The sequence below is a fragment of the Hyphomicrobium sp. genome, from assembly GCF_047600905.1.
Lineage (GTDB): Bacteria > Pseudomonadota > Alphaproteobacteria > Rhizobiales > Hyphomicrobiaceae > Hyphomicrobium_B.
Window position 1 is genome coordinate 3687224 of sequence record NZ_JASGKD010000001.1, and the last position, 19050, is coordinate 3706273.

16 protein-coding genes and 1 other RNA gene are annotated in these 19050 nt (G+C 61.7%); 15 read left to right on the forward strand and 2 right to left on the reverse strand.

The genetic code is table 11. From position 1 onward, the window contains the following. Positions 1-133: 133 nt before the first annotated feature. The 4 genes from eutB to rnpB all read left to right on the forward strand — a co-directional run bounded on the left by eutB (position 134) and on the right by rnpB (position 4125). Positions 134-2344, forward strand: coding sequence for an ethanolamine ammonia-lyase subunit EutB (gene eutB / locus QM780_RS17665; RefSeq protein ID WP_415071744.1), 2211 nt, complete (start codon positions 134-136; stop codon positions 2342-2344). Positions 2345-2583: 239 nt separating this feature from the next. Then, positions 2584-2904 (forward strand): ArsR/SmtB family transcription factor, encoded by a 321-nt coding sequence (locus QM780_RS17670; RefSeq protein ID WP_415072075.1) that lies wholly within the window; start codon positions 2584-2586, stop codon positions 2902-2904. Then, entirely contained in the window at positions 2894-3355 is a 462-nt protein-coding gene (locus QM780_RS17675) for an SRPBCC family protein (RefSeq protein WP_415071745.1), read from the forward strand. The genes QM780_RS17670 and QM780_RS17675 overlap by 11 nt, the downstream gene beginning before the upstream one ends. 338 nt (positions 3356-3693) lie before the next feature. Continuing rightward, positions 3694-4125: RNase P RNA component class A (gene rnpB / locus QM780_RS17680), an RNA gene on the forward strand. Positions 4126-4311: 186 nt separating this feature from the next. Here the strand turns inward: rnpB and cueO are convergent. Both cueO and QM780_RS17690 read right to left on the reverse strand, forming a co-directional pair. After that, positions 4312-5964, reverse strand: a complete 1653-nt coding sequence (gene cueO / locus QM780_RS17685) for a multicopper oxidase CueO (RefSeq protein WP_415071746.1) — start codon at positions 5962-5964, stop codon at positions 4312-4314. A gap of 349 nt (positions 5965-6313) precedes the next feature. Beyond that, the gene (locus tag QM780_RS17690; RefSeq protein WP_415071747.1) at positions 6314-7153 is read right to left on the reverse strand and encodes a DUF2189 domain-containing protein; all 840 of its coding nucleotides are present in this window, start codon (positions 7151-7153) and stop codon (positions 6314-6316) included. Positions 7154-7649: 496 nt separating this feature from the next. Here QM780_RS17690 and QM780_RS17695 point away from each other — a divergent pair, with 496 nt between their 5' ends. From QM780_RS17695 to murG, 11 genes are all read left to right on the forward strand, one after another. Beyond that, the gene (locus tag QM780_RS17695) at positions 7650-8141 is read left to right on the forward strand and encodes a division/cell wall cluster transcriptional repressor MraZ (RefSeq protein ID WP_415071748.1); all 492 of its coding nucleotides are present in this window, start codon (positions 7650-7652) and stop codon (positions 8139-8141) included. After that, positions 8138-9163 (forward strand): 16S rRNA (cytosine(1402)-N(4))-methyltransferase RsmH, encoded by a 1026-nt coding sequence (rsmH, locus tag QM780_RS17700; RefSeq protein WP_415071749.1) that lies wholly within the window; start codon positions 8138-8140, stop codon positions 9161-9163. The genes QM780_RS17695 and rsmH overlap by 4 nt, the downstream gene beginning before the upstream one ends. A 51-nt stretch (positions 9164-9214) precedes the next feature. Continuing rightward, positions 9215-9511: a cell division protein FtsL gene (gene ftsL, locus QM780_RS17705; RefSeq protein ID WP_415071750.1), complete on the forward strand. Its 297-nt coding sequence runs from the start codon at positions 9215-9217 to the stop codon at positions 9509-9511. Positions 9512-9585: 74 nt separating this feature from the next. Continuing rightward, positions 9586-11178 carry a peptidoglycan D,D-transpeptidase FtsI family protein gene (locus QM780_RS17710; RefSeq protein ID WP_415071751.1) on the forward strand — a complete coding sequence of 531 codons (1593 nt, stop codon included), beginning with the start codon at positions 9586-9588 and terminating at the stop codon, positions 11176-11178. 97 nt (positions 11179-11275) lie between these two features. After that, the gene (locus tag QM780_RS17715) at positions 11276-12721 is read left to right on the forward strand and encodes a UDP-N-acetylmuramoyl-L-alanyl-D-glutamate--2,6-diaminopimelate ligase (RefSeq protein ID WP_415071752.1); all 1446 of its coding nucleotides are present in this window, start codon (positions 11276-11278) and stop codon (positions 12719-12721) included. Between the two features lie 8 nt (positions 12722-12729). Then, positions 12730-14148: a UDP-N-acetylmuramoylalanyl-D-glutamyl-2,6-diaminopimelate--D-alanyl-D-alanine ligase gene (locus QM780_RS17720; protein WP_415072076.1), complete on the forward strand. Its 1419-nt coding sequence runs from the start codon at positions 12730-12732 to the stop codon at positions 14146-14148. A 33-nt stretch (positions 14149-14181) separates the two neighbouring features. Then, on the forward strand, positions 14182-15264 hold the full coding sequence (mraY, locus tag QM780_RS17725) for a phospho-N-acetylmuramoyl-pentapeptide-transferase (protein WP_415071753.1): 1083 nt from the start codon (positions 14182-14184) through the stop codon (positions 15262-15264). Positions 15265-15301: 37 nt separating this feature from the next. Continuing rightward, positions 15302-16717 carry a UDP-N-acetylmuramoyl-L-alanine--D-glutamate ligase gene (gene murD, locus QM780_RS17730; RefSeq protein WP_415071754.1) on the forward strand — a complete coding sequence of 472 codons (1416 nt, stop codon included), beginning with the start codon at positions 15302-15304 and terminating at the stop codon, positions 16715-16717. Beyond that, complete coding sequence (locus tag QM780_RS17735; RefSeq protein WP_415071755.1) at positions 16714-17052, forward strand: hypothetical protein; 339 nt, start codon at positions 16714-16716, stop codon at positions 17050-17052. Before murD ends, QM780_RS17735 begins: the two co-directional genes overlap by 4 nt. After that, a complete protein-coding gene (locus QM780_RS17740; RefSeq protein ID WP_415071756.1) occupies positions 16998-17906 on the forward strand; it encodes an FtsW/RodA/SpoVE family cell cycle protein in 909 nt (302 codons plus the stop codon). The genes QM780_RS17735 and QM780_RS17740 overlap by 55 nt, the downstream gene beginning before the upstream one ends. Further along, a complete protein-coding gene (gene murG / locus QM780_RS17745; RefSeq protein WP_415071757.1) occupies positions 17906-19033 on the forward strand; it encodes an undecaprenyldiphospho-muramoylpentapeptide beta-N-acetylglucosaminyltransferase in 1128 nt (375 codons plus the stop codon). Before QM780_RS17740 ends, murG begins: the two co-directional genes overlap by 1 nt. The last annotated feature ends 17 nt before the right edge of the window (positions 19034-19050 follow it).

Consider the following 19050-nt stretch of genomic DNA (forward strand, 5'->3'; position numbering starts at 1 on the left):
TGACTACTGGGAACTTGACTTGAGTGCCACGAACTTCGTTTATGATGCGCTCAGTCGGCCGAGAATTCTTTGACGACGCGTGATGCGTTCGTCGCGTGCGCTTTCGGCCGGTTGAGCAACGAGGGCGGTGCAGATGGTCGAACTGAAGCCGTGGCGGCAGATCGAGGTTCCGGAACCTCGCGCGGATGAGCTCTATGAGCTGTCGCTTTTCGATGAGATTTACAGATTTCGCGGGTTGAAGGCGCTGCTTGGGGCAGCGGACTTCGACAAGGCGGGCGATCGCAATTGCGGACTTGCCGCGAAGGACGACGTCGAGCGCGAGGCGGCGCGGACGATCCTGTCGGGACTGACGCTTCAGCACCTCTATGACCGGCCGCTGACGGATGACGAAGGTCAGGTCGATTCCGTCATGCGGATCAACTACGACATCGACCGCGAGGCGTTCGCGGAGATCGCGTCGAAAACGCTGGGTGAGATCAAGAACACGCTGCTCCGCGCCAAGGCTGCGGAAGCCAAGCGCATCGGCGGGGCGCTGACAGGCGTCATGGCGGCGGCGATCGCCAAGCTGATGGACGTGCACGAACTCGTCTACGCGGCGAAGAAGCTGAAGCGTTCCGGCAAAGCGCGCACGCTCGTCGGTGCGCCGGGAACGCTGTCGTCGCGGCTGCAACCCAATCATCCGACTGACGATCTCGATGCAATGACGGCGCTGATCTATACCGGGCTGTCGATGGGCTCGGGCGATGCGCTGCTCGGGCTCAATCCGGCAATCGATACGGTCGAGAATATTTCGAAGGCTTTGCGCCATCTCGACAAGCTGAGGCGGGAGACGGGAGCGCCGACGCAGATCTGCGTGCTGTCGCACGTCAAGACGCAGCTTGCGTGCCTCGAAGCCGGGGCGCCGGTCGAGATCATGTTTCAATCGCTCGCCGGCACCGACCGCACGCTGATCGAAGAGTTCGACTGCACGGCCGACGTTCTCGACCAAGCGTACACGACGATGGCGAAGCACGGTCCGCTTGCGGGCGAGGCCCAGCAGTTCATGTATTTCGAGACGGGTCAGGGCAGCGAGCTGACCTACGGCAAGCATAACGATATCGACATGACGACGACGGAGGCGCTCTGCTATGGGCTCGCGCGCCGCTGGGATCCGTTCATGGTCAATAACGTGACGGGCTTTATCGGGCCGGAGACGCACCGCTCGAACTTCGAGATGATCGTGTCGAATTTGCAGGACCATTTCATGGGTAAGCTGCTTGGGCTGCCGATGGGAATGGCGCCGTGCTACACGCTGCATTCCGAAATCACGATGGAAGGCCAGCAGATCGCGGCGGAGCTGCTGACGGCGGCGGGCGCCAACTATTTCATGGATGTCTATCTGTCGATCGACCGGATGCTCGCCTATTTCGATACGTGCGGGCACGATGATCAGACGATGCGTGAGGTGCACGGGCTGACGCCAGCGCCGGAATTTCTCGAGTGGGCGATTGAGCGCGGCATCTTCGTGCGTGACGAAGACGGCGAGGTCGAGCGCGGGCCGAACTGGGGAAATCCGAAAATCTTCTGCACGGAGGAGGAGTTCGAGCGGCTGCGCCAGAGCCTGCCCGCCGCTTACGGCTTCGAGAACGCCGGACCGCGGCCGACAGAGGAAGTTTCGCGCGCGATCAAAGCCAATCTGGCGGCGGCGCGCGAAGCGATCTATGCCGAGGTTACAACGGAAAAGCTTGGCGGCATCGATTTCCGCCGGGTGAAGACGTCGGCAGAGAGCAAAGAGGTGCATCTCTCGCATCCCGATCGTGGCGCGAAGCCGGCAGACGAGGCGATCGCCGAGCTTCGGCCTGAGAAGGTCGATGTGCAGATCATCGTTTCGGATGGATTGAGCGCAGAAGCGGTGCATCACAACATCCCGGACCTGCTGCCAGCATTGCTCGACGGTTTAAAGCAGCAGCGGATCTCGGCAGGCAAGCCGATCCTTGCGCCTTACGGCCGCGTGAAGCTCGCGGAAGCGCTCGGCGATGCGTTGCAGCCGAAGCTGGTGATCAATCTCATCGGCGAGCGGCCGGGTGGCGACGCACTCGCCTCGCGCAGCATGTCGGCCTACATCGCGTATCGGCTCGACGACGATGCTAAGAAGGCGGCGGCGGATTTCAGCGGCAATCCGGACGTGCGCTATGAATACACGGTGATCTCGAACATTTATTCCGGTGGCCTAAAGCCCAGCGAGGCTGCGGTGCAGATCGCCGAGCGCGTCAATCAGATTTTGACGGCGAAGGCCGCGGGCAATCGCTTGGAGCGCGCCATTCACGATCGCTCGCACAACATGCGGATGGCGATGGGGGCTTAATGTCCTCCGCGCCTCGCCACCGTCATCCCGGCGAAGGCCGCGATCCGGCCAAGTTCCGATAGAGTTCGCCCCCAAATCGCGGACTCGCTAGGGCTCGCGTGGATGGCCGCCTTCGCGGCCATGACGTTAATAAGAAAACCCGCATCGTCGCCTCTCCGCTGCCAATCGGCGTCGATTCTGCGAGCACGAATTTTGCCCCTTGACAGGCAACCAAATGGTTGCATATTAGGATCATGAGCATCGACGACGTCTTCAAAGCCCTGGCAGATCCCGTACGGCGTCAGTTGCTCGACAGCTTGCATCAGCGGAACGGCCAGACGCTGGGTGAGCTTTGCGAAGGACATGACATGTCGCGGCAAGCGGTCACCAAGCATCTCGGGATTCTCGAGGATGCAAACCTTGTCGCGACACGTAAGGACGGCAGGGAGAAGCTGCACTTTCTGAACCCCTTGCCGATTTTCGAAATCGCCGATCGCTGGATCGAGAAATTCGAGCATGGGCGTCTGCGGGCGCTCGACGATCTGAAAAAGAACCTCGAAGGAAAACCCGATGGAAAGTAATCGCTTCGTTTACGTCACCTACATTCGCACCACGCCTGAGAAGCTTTGGGAAGCGTTGCTGAAGCCCGAATTCACGCGTCAATACTGGTTCGGCGTCACGCTCGTCAGCGATTGGAAGAAGGGCGCGCCGTGGAAGATGGTCTTCGCCGACGGCACGTCCAGCGAAGGCGGCGAGATCGTCGAGATCGAGCCGGAAAAGCGGCTCGTGATGCGTTGGCGCAGCGAGCGGACGCCGGAATTGAAGGCAGAGGGTTACTCTCAATGCACGATGGAGATCGAGCAGGTTCCGGGCTCGGTGAAGCTTACAGTCCTGCATGAGATCGACACGCCGAAGTCGAAGCTTCTGGAGTCGGTATCGGGCGGTTGGCCAAAGGTTCTGTCGAACCTCAAGACGTTTTTGGAAAGCGGCGAGCCACTCGAGGGCGTCAAGGGCTGCCAGTCGGCCGCTTGAGCTTCTCGTCATCCTCGAACGCGTGAGCGGCGCGATCGCGTTCGGGATCCAGCACAAAGCTGCCGTAGGCTCGATATTGTGTTTTCGACGACTCTCGCGCTGGATCTCCGGCCGTCATTCGCTGCGCTCATTCGGCCGAAGATGACGGGAGGCTCTTTCCTCTCCCGGAACGGAAGAGGATGCCCGTCGAGCCGGAAGCTCGCTTTCGGCGAAAACGGGCAGGTGAGGACTTCCGGCACCAAGGCAAACCCCTCATCCGGCCTTCGGCCACCTTCCCCCGATGGGAGAAGGAAGTCCGGCCTTGACGTTTACTCGCCGGTATCGCTTATCTCTTCCCACCAGCCGGCCGGGCGGCCGCTGCCGGATAAGTGTGGCGAAACGGGCTCTAAAGGCTCGCGAGCAAGGTGTCCGGTGGAGGAAAGTCCGGGCTCCCAGAGAACACGGTGGCGGCTAACGGCCGCCGGGGGCGACCCCAGGGAAAGTGCCACAGAGAACATACCGCCTCCGCGCCCTCGGGCACGGCGGTAAGGGTGAAAAGGTGCGGTAAGAGCGCACCGCGCCTCTGGTAACAGAGGTGGCAGGGCAAACCCCACCGGGAGCAAGATCAAATAGGGGTGGGCGCGCGGAGCGGGAAACCGCAGACGCAAGGCGCGTTCTCACGCTACCTGCCCGGGTTGATTGCACGAGGCACCTGGCGACAGGCGTCCCAGATGAATGGCCGTCGCGGAGGAAACTCCAGACAGAACCCGGCTTACAGGCCGGCTGGTAATTTCTTTTCTGCCGCCTCTATTGCCCACAAGGCTGTTGATGCTTGTCTGGGTGCCGACCTTCGTCGGCATGACGTCAGATACAGGCGCGGCCGATTTCCATTTTTTATCGTCATCCCGGCGGAGGCAGGGATCGAGCCAATTCTCTTAGAGGACGGAGCCAATGTGCCGGCCTGGGATTCTACTCGTCTATGCGACCGTGAAGTGAGTCATCATTCCAGAGTCTTCGTGCTCCAGGATGTGGCAGTGCGCCATGTAGGGTGCCGCTGCATCGGCTTTGTGCGGGAAGCTCACCAAGATGTCGGCAGTGCCGGCGTTCTCTATCGGAGCGATGTCCTTCCATCCGGCGCGATAGGCTTCCGGCGGTTTGCCGTTTTCTGAAACGATGCGGAACTGGCATCCGTGGACGTGCACCGGATGCAGCATCTTGTCGGTGTCCTCGGAAATCTTCCAATGCAGTGTCTCGCCGCGGGAAGCGACAAAGCCTGATCCTCCACCCATCGCGAATGGTTTGCCGTTGACGCCGTTGGCGGCGAGTTGCTCGCTCATGGACAGTTCCGGGCTGTCCTCGATCAGCTTCGTGACACGGGCGACCACTTCGGCAGAAGGCATGGCATCGCTCATGCCCTGCATTCCCGGCATCGTGTCGTGGGACATTCCAGGCATATCGGCCATGCTGCCATGATCCATGGCCATCGCGCCGCCACCCATTCCCATCATCAATCCCGCTTTCATCAGAGGCATCATGCCTGCCTCGTCGCGGAACATGTTCATAACCAATTCCTGGCTGACCGGAGGTAGTTCCGCAGGCATCGGCGGCAACTTTGCCAGAGCGTCTGGTAGGGTGCCGCTGCCGTCGGCGCCGTCGGGACGGATCGTCACCAGCGGCACGGGCATGTCGAACGGCGGCAATTTCATAATGGCCTCGCCGACGGGGAGAGCGACGATGTCGAAGGGCGCGCCGGAGCGACAGTCAACCAGAACCTCGAAGCGTTCGCCGGCAAACATCTTCAATTGCTTCACTTCGACCGGGTTCTCAAGCAAGCCGCCGTCCGAGCCGATGACATACAGGGAGCGGTCGTCGGAGGCTTTCAGCAGATAGCTGCGGGCATTGGAGCCATCGAGCAGGCGTAGCCGGATCCATCCGCGTGCGGTCTTCGCTTCCGGATAGCGCACGCCGTTGACCAGCGGCACGGTGCCGACATAGCCGTTCACGACCGAGATGATGTTCATACGGTCGAAGAATTCGCCGTCCGATTGGAAGCGGCGATCCTGGATGATGAGAGGGATGTCATCAACGCCCCAACGCGACGGCAACGGCAGTCGGTCAGTATCGTCGTCTTCGACGATGATGAGGCCAGCGAGGCCCTTGATCACCTGTGCTGCGGTCGTCGGATAAAAGTGCGGGTGAAACCATAGCGTGGCCGCGGGCTGATCGATCGGCAGCGTCGGCTGCCAATGCGTCCCGGGCGCGACGGGTTGGTGCGGGCCACCGTCGACATCGCCGGGAATGACAAGTCCGTGCCAATGAACAGTCGTCGGCTCGTCAAGATTGTTGGCGAAATCGATCGCAACGGATTTGCCGCGTCTGAGCCGCAGGGCGGGTCCGAGGAAAGCGCCGTTATACCCATAGGTCGGCGTCATCTGCCCGGGGGCGAAGCTTATCGATCCGGTGGTGGCGCTGAAGGCGATGTCACCATTTGCGTCGGCTTTGAGTTCGGCCGGAAGGGGAAGCGATGGCCGGGCGGCATCGCCCGCGAAAGTCTGAAGAGGTCGCAAGCCTGCAATCGTGGCGAACGCGGATCCACCGATCAGAAGCTCACGGCGACTGAGAATATTCATCATCTGTCCTTGCGATACGACGTCCTGAGAATGCGCTTGTGGCCGCCAAGTGGCTCAGCTCGGCGTCGCGAGATAACCTAGTTCTCGCTATGCGTAGAGGTCAATTGTTGCAATCACATTGCCCGTTCGCCCTGAATTCGACCGCCGATTTATGACGGGTAATCGGGCTCGTTTCTTTGCGATGCGATTTCGGTCAGAGTTGGGGCCGATGTCACCTTGTGGGTGCGTCGACAGCAAGCGTCGGAGGATCGCGCGCAAAACTTCGCGACGTAGAGCAATTCGTTTTTACCGCTTGATCCTCAGCTTCTGCCTGTATTCGCAGACTTCGACCGCGAGCACTGATGGTTTTTCAGATGCTCTGGTCAACGAGCTTGCGATAGAGGTGCCACGTCGCGTGGCCGAGGATCGGCAGAACAATCGCCAAGCCGATCAGCAGCGGGAGCGCGCCGAGCAACAGTCCGAGAGCGACGATCAAACCCCACAGTGCAATCGGAATGGGATTTTCGAGCGCTGCTCGGATGGAGGTCCGGATTGCCATGCCGACGCTGACGTCGCGATCGACGAGCATCGGGAATGAGACGACAGTCGTCACCAGGACAAAGAGGGCGAACAGGAAGCCGACAAGGTTGCCCGCAAACATCAACTGCTTGCCACCGCTGGTGTTCAGCACCTGGTTCAAGAAGTCGGACAAACTGGCAGGCTCGCCGCCAATCAACTGCACGTACATCATGTTTGCAATATAGAGCCATCCGACGAACACAAGCGCTAGGACCGCGCCAAGCGTGAAGATGGCGTCGATGCCGGGTCGATGCAGAACGTCGAGTGCGCGGATGGGAGAGGTGTCGAGGTGCTGTTCGCGGCGGCGGCTCAATTCGTAAAGGCCGACGGCGAAGAACGGTCCAAGCAGCGCAAATCCAGCCGCCATCGGATAGATGAGCGGAAGTATCTCGTAGCCAAAAAGCAAACGCGCGAGAATGATGCCGACCACCGGATAGATGATGCATATGAAAACGATGTGCGTCGGCATCGCTCGAAAGTCGTCGATGCCCTTGGCGAGTGCATTCCAGACGTCCGCCGTCGTGATCGCACGCACTTGCGGATCGCCGTCGCGCCAAAGCACGGACGCTGGCCATCGGAGGCCGATTGCGGGGCTCGTTTGGGACTGCGTGGGGCGAGTGAGATTCGCCATGGTGCACCTCCTGGAAGGTGCCGAAGGTGGTTTTTGCCACGGCACCTCGTGACCGCGTGCCCGTCTTTGCCTTGCGCGGGATGATGCGCCCTCACCGCCATGGCGGCCAATCAGGTCTCTGTTACCTCAATAGCGACGGCAGAAAGTCCAAAGGTTTCAAGCTCTTTATACGGAACTGCGCCTTCCGAAGGGTATGCGGGTGAGACGGGAGTTGTGGACTAGGCGTGACAATTCCACTTCTCACCACGAAATATCCTTAATAATCCGTTGACGACCATCTAATCCCATGCGATCCCATAAAGGCCCGTCCGCACCGGGCAGGAATCCGTGGCTGGGCGCCGGTTTGGTTAGAGGGCCCAAATCTGAGCGACCGCCACGGCCCCCTTTCTTGTTGGTCCCGGCGACTCCCTGAGGGGAGCCGGCGGCCGGGACGGCCTTGGTGAAGCGTCGTTGCTAGTAGCGAGTGAGTAGGGAGACGGAAAAACGTAGCTGGGGGATGGACCGCTTTGTCTCGACATTCACAAACAAGATCGACGCCAAAGGCCGGGTCTCAATTCCAGCCCCGTTTCGCGCCGTCCTCGAACGCGACGGCTACGCGGGCGGGCTCTACTGCTACCCCTCGCTCGATGCTGCTGCCCTCGATGCTGGCGGCGAAAGACTTGCAAAGAAAATCGACGGGCTTCTCGCAGGCCTGCCGGACTATTCGGATGAGCGCGACGAACTCTCTGTCGCACTCTACGGCGACGTCCAGGTTCTCACGATCGATGGCGACGGCCGCATCGTCCTTCCTGAGAGCCTTCGCATCCACGCCAATCTGGGCGCCGCCGTCACGTTTGTTGGCCTTGGTGACAAATTCCAGATGTGGGAGCCCAAAGCCTTTGAAGAACGCCGCAAGGAAGCGCGCTCCAAAGTCCAGGTGACGCGCAAGCTTTTCGCAGCGGGTGGCCGTTCGTCGGATGACGACGGCAACGAGGGAGCACGGGAATGACGCGCGGTGGCGGGGCAGAGGGAGCCTCGCTGGGGCCAGCTGACAAGCACCCGCGCCACATTCCCGTGCTCATCTCGGAAGTGCTCGAGACGCTTCAGCCGAAAGACGGCGCAACATATATCGACGGGACGTTCGGCGCGGGCGGATATACGCGCGCCATTCTCGAAGCCGCCGATTGCAGGGTCGTCGCGCTCGATCGGGATCCCAATGCGATTCGAGATTCTGCGCAGCTCACCGCGCACTTCGGTGACCGATTGAAGGTCATCCAATCGCCATTCAGTCAGATGGAAGACGCCGTGCCGGAGGAACTTTCGGCGGGAACGGTCGACGGCGTCGTGCTCGATATCGGCGTTTCGTCGATGCAGCTCGACGATGCGGCGCGGGGATTTTCGTTTCAGTCGGACGGGCCGCTCGACATGCGGATGTCGTCTTCGGGCATGAGCGCTGCCGATTTTCTCAATACAGCGGACGAGGAAGAGATCGCGAATGTGATCTACGAGTTCGGCGAGGAGCATCGCTCGCGCGCGATCGCACGGGCCATCGTCAAACGGCGGACGGAGACGGCCTTTACGCGCACGCTGGAACTCGCGGATGTGGTGTCGCGCGTTTTTCACGGCCGCAAAGTCGATGGGCGGCATCCGGCGACGCGGACGTTCCAGGCGCTGCGCATCTATGTGAACGACGAACTGGGCGAGTTGGAGCAGGGTCTCACCGCCGCGGAGCGTCTACTGAAGCCCGGTGGTCGGCTCGTGGTGGTGACGTTCCACAGTCTCGAAGACCGGATCGTGAAAAAATTTCTCGCCGAGCGCAGCGGCAAAACGCCGGGGAGTTCGCGGCATCTGCCGCCGGAATTGATAAAATCCGCTAAACCAAGTTTCCGACTTGTTAACTCCCGCCCGTTAACACCTTCTAAAGGTGAATTGGAAGTGAACCCGCGTTCCCGGTCTGCACGTTTGCGAGCCGCCATCCGCACCGATGCAGCGGCTTGGCCTGCAAAATCGGGCGCGAAGGGTCTGCTCTGAGCCGACGATAATGCGCGGTTTGGAAACAAGCTCGACGGGAACTGTTTCAAAATGCGACTTTTGAATATCACGGCATTCTTTTTCGCGGTCGCAAGTGCGCTGCTTCTCTACGCCTTGAATTACGATACCCGGCGGCTGGAAGCAGAGGTGCAGGCGAAGGAACGGCGCGCCGACGATGCTCGCAGCGATATTGCCGTCCTCAAGGCAGAACGTGGGACGCTGGCGCGGCCTGAAAGAATTGATGGCCTCGCGCGTCAGCTCGGCCTCGGGCCGCCCGAACCGGGGCAATTCATCAATCGCGAAGTATCCGAACTCAGTGGGAGCAAGGGCGGCACGGATAGCCGCTGAGGGGGCGATTTAGCGCGATGTGGGCGTCTGCACAGATCATGACTCGCGGCTCGCGGCGTTTCTCGGAGCGAGCTGTGCATGCGGTTCTGTTCGCGGCTTTTGCAGGGGTCGCGGTGCAGCTTCTGGTGCTGGCGGCGCCGCGCCGCGACGACGTCACGCTCGCGGTATCTGAGCCCGTGGCTGCCACGAGCTACAGCCGGCCCGACATCGTGGACCGCAACGGGCGGCTGCTGGCAACCGATCTCGAAGCGCCTTCGATCTTCGCCGATCCCGGCCTGGTCATCGACCGCGACGAAGTCGTCGAGAAGCTGTTGACCGTGCTTCCCGATCTCAACGGCGATCAACTGCTGCGCGATTTGGCGGATAAATCTCGCCGGTTCATGTGGGTGCGCAGAGGCGTGTCGCCGGGCATCGCACAGAGGGTGCACGATCTCGGGCTGCCCGGCATCTCGTTCCGCTATGAACTGAAGCGGGCTTATCCAGGCGGCGAGATGGCCGGTCATGTGCTCGGGTACGTCGATGTCGACAATCGGGGCGTTGCGGGCATCGAGCGCTATATCGATGAAAAAGTCGGCGTTGATCCGGTGCATTCTGCTGTTTTGTCGAGCCGGCCGCCGGTGCGGCTTTCGCTCGACATCGGCGTGCAGCATGCCCTTGAGGATGAGCTGGACGATGCCGTGCGCCTCTACAAGACCGATGGGGCCGCGGGCGTTGTCCTCAACATCAAGACGGGCGAGATCCTGGCGAGCGCGTCGCTGCCGCAAGTCGATCCGACGTGGCCGAGCGGTGCGCTCGATAAAACTCACATCGACCGGATGGCAGGCGGGACTTACGAACTCGGCTCCGTGTTCAAGACACTGACGCTCGCGATGGCCTTCGACGAGGGACTGGCGCGGCCCGACACTCTGCTCGACGTGCGCCAGCCGCTGGAAGCGGGCCGGTTCACGGTCAAGGATTTCCATCCAGCGAGCCGGCCGCTGACAGTGACAGAAGTCTTCACGCATTCGTCCAATGTCGGCGCCGGCATGCTCGGGCTCGAAGCTGGACCGGACAAGCTCAAGGCCTTTTTGGACCGGCTTGGGCTTCTGGACCCGATGAAGACGGAAGAAGGGATGCTCGCGGCGCCGCAGGTGCCGCAGACATGGAACCGGATTTCGACGATTACGGTGTCCTTCGGCCACGGCATTGCTGTCGCGCCGCTACAGTTCGCGGCTGCGGCAGCGACCATTCTGAACGACGGCAAGACGGTTCATCCGACATTCCTGCGAAAGTTCGATGCGGGAACGGCCGATGGCAAGGCGGTCGTCAGTCCGGAAACCTCGCGTCTGATGGCGCAACTGATGCGACGCAACGTCGTCGATCGCGATGGCACCGGCAGCAAGGCCGACGTGCCGGGATACCGGGTCGGTGGCAAGACCGGCACCGCCGATGTCGCGGCAAAAGGCGGCTATACGTCGAATTCGGTCATATCGTCGTTTCTCGCCGCGTTTCCAACGGACGATCCGCAGTACCTGACGCTCGTCGTTCTGTTCGAGCCGAAGGCAACGGAAGCGACGCGGGGTTATCGGACGGCAGGCGTCAATGCTGCGCCGGTCACTGGCAAGCTCATCGCGCGCATTGCCGCACAGCTTGGAGTTCAGCCCCAGGCCGTCGCTGTCAGCCAATGAGCCGAAAGTCGGGAGATTTGACGGTTCGCGTGCCGCCTCCTATCAAGATTTCAGTCTGAAGATCGGATCGGTGCCACTGGGGGACGAAAAGGCGGTCATGCGGCTTAGCGACGTGCTTCCGGCCGATATCGAGCCGCCGCCAGGCGCCCAAGACATTTCTGTTTCCGGCATCACGGCGGCGAGTGCCGCCGTTGGTCCGGGCGCGATCTTTGCGGGCCTGCCCGGCGCGAAGGCCGACGGCGCCGACTTCGTGCCGGAGGCTGTCGAGCGTGGGGCGGTGGCTGTCATCGTCGGCAGAAACAGACAGGTCCATGTGCCGCCCGGCGTGGCGCTGATCGAGGTCGACAATCCGCGTACCGTATTGGCCAAGGTTGCGGCCAAGCTGGCGGGGAGGCAGCCGGAATGCGCCGTTGCGGTGACTGGCACGAGCGGCAAGACCTCGGTTGCAGATTTCACGCGACAGATTTTCTCGGCTCTCGGGCACAAGGCGGCGTCTGTCGGGACGATCGGCATCGTCAAGCCTTCGGGCGCGGTTTACGGTTCGCTGACGACGCCCGATCCGGTGACGCTGCATGCAGCGCTGGCGGCACTCGCGGATGAAGGCGTGACGCATCTGGCGTTCGAAGCATCGTCGCACGGGCTCGATCAACACCGGCTCGATGGAGTCGAGCTTTCGGCGGCGGCGTTCACGAACCTCGGTCGCGACCACATGGATTATCATGCGACCGTCGAAGACTATCTCAGGGCCAAGCTTCGGCTTTTCACCGAGCTTTTGCAGCCGGGTCAGCCGGCGGTGATCAATTCGGACGGCGCCTACGCGAGCGAAGTTGCGAAAGCGGCGAAGGCGCGGGGCCTCAACGTGATGATGGTCGGCACAAGCGGGGATGCGCTCAAGCGCACGTCTCTCACGCGAGATGGTTTCAAGCAGATCATCGGTGTGGCGGCGGGGGGCAATTCCTACGACGTGCATCTGCCGCTGGTGGGCGCATATCAAGTCGAGAACGCACTTGTCGCGGCGGGCCTTGCGATCGCGGTTGGTGAAGACACGGGTGCCGTGCTGCAGACGCTTCGTGGATTGAAAGGCGTGCCGGGACGGCTCGAAATCATCGGCGAACGCAACGGCGGACTGGCGATCGTCGATTATGCACACAAGCCCGAGGCGCTTGCGGCGGCGCTCGATGCCTGCCGGCCATTCGCGACCGGCCGGCTGATCTCGGTGTTCGGATGTGGAGGCGACCGGGACAAGGGCAAGCGGCCGATCATGGGGCGCATCTCGGTCGAACGCGCCGATATCACGATCGTCACCGACGACAATCCGCGTAGCGAGCGTCCGGCCGAAATTCGCAAGGAGATTCTGGCGGGAGCGGCGGGCGCGCGCGAAATCGGTGACCGGGCCGAGGCCATTCGGACGGCCGTTGGAATGATGGCGCCCGGCGATGTCGTGCTTGTGGCCGGAAAGGGCCACGAAACCGGCCAGATCATAGGCGATCGGATCATCCCGTTTTCCGATCATGACGAAGTCCGGAAAGCGCTCGCGGGCTGATGGCTGAAATGGAACCTCTCTGGACTTCCTCCGATCTGAGAACGGTTTTGGGCGTTGCGCCCGACGGGGGCGATGAACCACGCATCACCGGCATATCGATCGATACGCGAACACTGCAGAAGGGCGATCTTTTCGTCGCTCTGAGGGACCAGCGCGACGGACACGACTTCGTTTCGGCAGCGTTCAAGGCGGGAGCTGGGGCGGCACTCGTCAGCCGGAGTTATTCGCGGCAGATCGGGGACGGCATTCTGTTCCGTATCGCCGATCCGCTCGATGGGCTTGTCGCTCTCGGGCGGGCGGCGCGCGAACGGCTTTCGCCCGAGGCGCGTGTCGTCGCGGTGACTGGCAGCGTCGGCAAGACGGGTACCAAGGAAATTCTTCGCGCCTGCCTGTCGCGGCTTGGGAAGACGCACGCCTCGGAGAAGTCCTACAACAATCATTGGGGCGTGCCGCTCACTTTGGCGCGGATGCCTGCGGACACGCAGTTCGCGGTTTTTGAAATCGGTATGAACCATGCCGGCGAAATCCGTCCGCTGACGCACATGGTCCGTCCGCACGCGGCGATCGTGACGACGGTCGAAGCCGTGCATCTTGAGTATTTTCCATCCGTCGCCGCGATCGCCGACGCCAAGGGCGAGATCTTCGAGGGACTGCCGGCAGACGGTGCGGCCATCATCAAGTATGACAATCCGTACGCCGAGCGGCTGATAGCCATCGCACGAGCGGCGGGGGCGCGGCCGGTGACGTTCGGTTTTGATGCCAATGCGGATGTTCGGGGTTCTTCATTCCAGGAGTTCGACGAGGGCACCGACATGACCGTCGAGGCCGGAGGCAAAACCTATTCAATCCATCTCGCGTTGCCGGGACGGCACATCGCAGAGAATGCACTGGCGGTCGCGGCGGCGCTCGACGCCATCGGGGCGAACGTCGGAGCGGCGCTTGCGGCGCTTGCCGACCTCATACCGCTGAATGGGCGAGGCGCGAGGAACGTGCTCTTCGTCGAAGGCGGCGAGGCTCTGCTGATCGATGAGAGCTACAATGCCAATCCCGCTTCGATGAAAGCCGCGCTTGCGACGCTCGGTGCGGTTCCCCGGCAGAAGTATCGGCGCCGCATTGCCGTGCTTGGCGACATGCTCGAGCTTGGTCGTGAGGCCGCTGCCCTGCACTTGGGCTTGAAAAGCGCGGTTGATTCCGCGGAAGTCGATCTGATCTTTGCTTGCGGCCCGCATATGAAGGGCCTTTATGATGCCCTACCGGACAATAAGAAAGGCGGCTACTCTCTGACTTCGCAGCCGCTCGAAGACGACGTCGCCAGGCATTTGAGGGCAGGAGACGCCGTAATGGTAAAGGCATCGAACGGGACACGCCTCGGCAGGGTGGTCGAGGCGTTGAAGACGCGGTTCAAGAAGGATGGGGCTGCCGCCTAGACGGCAGCTCAACCAGGGGGAAGTTCGCGCGGCATGCTCTACGAGCTCGTCAATTTCAGCGATCAGATCAGTGCGCTGAACGTGTTTCGCTACATCACCTTCCGGACCGGCGGTGCGATCTTTACAGCGCTGCTGTTCGTGATGATGTTCGGGCCCGCCATTATCGATCTGCTTCGCGTCAAGCAGGGCAAGGGCCAGCCGATACGCGACGACGGACCGGCGACGCACTTGTTAAAGCGCGGTACGCCGACGATGGGCGGATTGATGATCCTCGCGGGTGTCACCGTGTCGACGCTGCTATGGGCGCAGCTCGATAACGGCTATATCTGGGTCGTGCTCGGTGTTGCGCTCGCTTACGGGGCGATCGGATTCTACGACGACTTTCTGAAAGTTACGAAGCGAACGACGGCCGGATTTTCGGGCCGACTTCGCTTTCTGCTCGAACTGCTCGTTGCGGCGGTTGCGGGTTTCGCGTTGATGAAGCTCAGTCCGGCGGCGCTGTCGACGGAGTTGACGCTGCCGTTCTTCAAGGAACTCGTCATCGATCTCGGGCCGTTCTTCATTCTGATGGCCGTTCTGGTGATTGCAGGGGCGGGCAATGCCGTCAACCTGACGGACGGACTCGATGGCCTGGCGATTGTGCCCGTAATGATCGCCGCGGCGACGTTCGGCGTCATCGCGTATCTCTCGGGCAACGCCAAGTTTGCGGGCTATCTGCAGATCCATCACGTGCCGGGTACAGGCGAGCTTTCGGTCATCTGCGGAGCGTTGATCGGGGCGGGGTTGGGATTTTTGTGGTTCAACGCGCCGCCCGCGATGATCTTCATGGGCGATACGGGATCGCTGGCGCTGGGGGGAACGCTCGGCACCATCGCGGTCGCGATCAAGCATGAAATCGTGCTGGCGGTGGTCGGCGGTCTTTTCGTGCTCGAGACGCTGTCGGTTATCATCCAGGTGCTGTCGTTCAAATGGACGGGGAAGCGTGTGTTCAAGATGGCGCCGCTGCACCACCATTACGAACAAAAGGGCTGGAAGGAATCGACCGTCGTCATCCGTTTCTGGATCATTTCAGTGATCCTGGCGCTGATCGGCCTCTCGACGCTCAAGTTGCGCTAGGACGCCAAATAACGCGACTTGCTGTAGATTGACCCCAATGATTCGAGCGACCTCTTTCGAAGGGAAATCGGTAGCGGTGTTCGGACTCGGTGCCTCCGGCATCGCAGCCGCCCTATCGCTGCGCGATGCGGGTGCCATCGTTGCGGCTTGGGACGACGGAATCCCGGGTCGTGAGGCGGCCATTGCGAACGATATACCGCTCGTCGATTTGAGCGTTGCGGACTGGAGCGGGTTTGCTGCGCTGGTGCTGGCGCCGGGCGTGCCGCTGACGCATCCCGAGCCGCATTGGACCGTGAAGCGTGCCGAGGAAAACGGCGTTGCGATCATCGGCGACATCGAAATCTTTGCACGTGAACGGGCGTTGCACGCGCCGAGGGCACCCTTCATCGCAATCACGGGGACCAACGGCAAATCGACGACGACGGCGCTTGTCGCGCACATCCTGCGCCATGCAGGACAGGACGTGCAGATGGGCGGCAATATCGGGCGACCGATCCTGACGCTGGAGCCGCCGCAGCCGGGGCGGTTTCACGTCGTCGAGATGTCATCCTTCCAGATCGATCTGACGCCAACGCTTGCGCCGACGATCGGCGTGATGCTGAACGTGACGCCCGATCATCTCGACCGGCATGGAACGATCGAGCACTACGCGGAGATCAAGGAGCGCGTCGTGCTTGGCGCCGATATCGCGGCGGTCGGGATCGACGATGACTTCGGGCTGGCGATGATGCGCAGGCGGATCAATGTCGGGCCGGTCGTCGCGTTCAGCGCGGAAAAATCGATCGCGCCGGGCTATAGCCTGCTGGACGATACGATCGTGTGCAACAATCGCGAAGGTCTGGCGATCAAGCTCGGATCGCTGACGGGCGTCGCCACGCTTCGTGGACGGCACAACGGTCAGAATGCGCTGGCGGCGGTGGCGGCGGTGCGCGAGTGCCTCAATGTTCTCGGCCGCTCGACCGATCTCGATTGGCAGGGTGCGCTGTCGTCGTTTCCGGGCCTGCCGCACCGGATGGAAGAGATCGGGCGCATCGGCAAAGTGCTTTATGTCAACGACAGTAAGGCGACGAACGCGGACTCGACGGAGAAGGCGCTGAAGTCGTTTCCGAAGGATGTGTATTGGATCGTCGGGGGAAAGCCCAAGGCCGGCGGCATCGCAAGTCTGGAACCCTATTTCGGCGGTATTGCCAAGGCATTTTTGATCGGGGAGGCGAGCGACCAATTCGCGGCAACGCTCGATGGCAAGGTTCCTTTCGAGCGCAGCGGCACGCTCGACGAAGCGGTTTGGTCGGCGTCGGACGCGGCGCGGATGAGTGACGGGATCGAGCCGGTCGTGCTGCTTTCACCGGCGTGCGCCAGCTACGACCAGTTTCGCAATTTCGAAGTGCGCGGCGACTGTTTCCGCGGTCTCGTTGCGGGGCTGCCCGGGATCGAGATGCGGACGGTGCCATGAAGCTTTCGCGCGCCGACAGGAGCCTGCTTGCGGAATGGTCGTTCACGATCGACCGGGCTCTTCTGGTGGCGCTGCTGTCGCTGATTGCCATCGGCGTCGTGCTTTCGGTCGCGGCATCGCCCGCGGTCGCCCTGAAGAAGGGACTGCCGACGTATTACTTCGTCGAACGGCACGTGTTTTTCGCCGTGCTTGGCACGATCGTGATGATCGTCATTTCGTTTTTTCCCCCGCCGGTGTGCGGCGGCTGGCGGCTGCGCTGTTCCTTGTTTCAATTGCCGGTATGGTTGCCGTGCTGTTTTCGGGCACCGAGATCAACGGCGCACAGCGGTGGCTGACGTTCGGCAGTTATTCGATTCAGCCGTCTGAATTTGCGAAGCCGGCGTTCATTGTGATTTTGGCGTGGCTGTTCGGTGAGACCGGATCGCAAAGCGAGATGCCGGCATTGCCGCTGGGCCTCGCGCTGTGGGCGTTATTCGGCGCGATACTCATTGCGCAACCCGACGTCGGCCAGACTGTCCTCATCAGCACGACGGCCGGTTTTCTTTATCTGCTGGCAGGGTTGCCGATTATCGGCGCCGCCATTCTGGTTCTGCTCGGAAGCGGCGGCATGTGGATGGCTTACATCTATTTTCCGCACGTGCAGTCACGCTTCGACAAGTTCTTTGGCTCGGCGCCGCTTGAGAGTTCGCAGGCGGGCAGGGCGATTCAATCGTTCACGGAAGGCGGATTGTTCGGGCGCGGACCGGGTGAGGGCGTCATTAAGTCGATCCTGCCCGACGCCCACACCGATTACATCTTCGCCGTGATCGGGGAGGAATATGGAGCCGTCGCATGCGTGGCGCTGCTGGCCGTGTTCGCCTTCATCGTCGCGCGGGCGCTGCGGCGGGCATCGAGCGAACGCAATGCCGCCGACCGGCTCGCCATTCAGGGGTTGGCGCTTGTTTTCGGCTTGCAGTCTTTGATCAACATGGGCGTCAATATCGGGCTGCTGCCGCCGAAGGGCATGACGCTGCCGTTCATTTCAGCTGGCGGATCGTCGATGCTGGCGCTTTCGGTCACGGCCGGAATGTTGCTGGCGCTGACGCGTTGGCGGCCTGATCCGCAGCGCCTCAAAAAGCCGCGATGGATTCCCGCAATCGACGAGGTACAACTCGGCGGGGCAAACTCCATCAACATGAGCGAGAGGTAATGGCGAGCGCGCAATCGATCATGCTTGCCGCAGGTGGAACCGGCGGACATCTATTTCCGGCATTCGCGCTCGCCGAGGAATTGAATCGGCGCGGCGTGACGGTCGATCTGATGACAGACATGCGCGGTGACCGGTATGGCGGCGGATTTCCCGCGCGCAATATTTATCAGGTTCCCTCGGCGACGCTGGCGTCGCGATCCCCTGGCGACGTCGCCAAGACGATGCTGACGCTCGCACGCGGAACGAAGGCGGCGTTTGCCGTTCTCGGGCGCGTGAAGCCGGCGGCCGTTATTGGGTTTGGAGGCTATCCAACTTATCCGCCGCTGGTTGCGGCGCGCCTGCGCGGCATTCCGACGGCCATCCACGAGCAGAATGCCGTGCTGGGCCGCGCCAACAAACTTCTCGCCAAGCGCGTGACGGCCATTGCGACGACTTTCGAGCGAACAAAATTCCTCGAAGGAGCCAATTTGGAAAAAGCGGTGCTGACGGGCAATCCTGTCCGCCAGGTCGTCATCGATGCCGCAAGCCGTCCATATGAGGCGCCGACCGCCGATGGTGTCATCCGCCTTCTGATTTTCGGCGGCAGCCAGGGCGCACGATTTTTTTCCGACGTCGTGCCGCTGGCTCTCTTTGCGTTGCCCGACCCGATCCGTAAGCGCCTGCGGGTGGTTCAGCAGGCGCGCGAGGAGGATATCGACCGCGTTCACGACGCTTATTCGGAAGCCAACGTCAGCGCCGAAATCGCGGCGTTTTTCGCCGATCTTCCGGCCCGGATGGCGGCGGCGCATCTCGTCATCGGCAGGGCAGGCGCGTCAACGGTCGCGGAACTGACCGTCATGGGGCGGCCGTCGATACTGGTGCCATTGCCGCATGCGCTCGACAACGATCAGCTCAACAACGCGCGCCGGCTGGACGAATCGGGGGGTGCGTGGTGCATCGAGCAGCGGAACCTGTCGCCGGAACGCCTCGCGGACGAGCTGGAAAAGCTCATTCTTTCGCCCGATGCGCTTGCAGTGGCGGCAAAGGCGGCTAAAACCGCGGGACGACCGGATGCCGTCCGGAATTTGGCCGATTTTACGCTGGCTTTAGCAGACGGGCGTAAATTTGGTACGGGGCGTGACCTTTGAGGGACCTGCATTTCGTC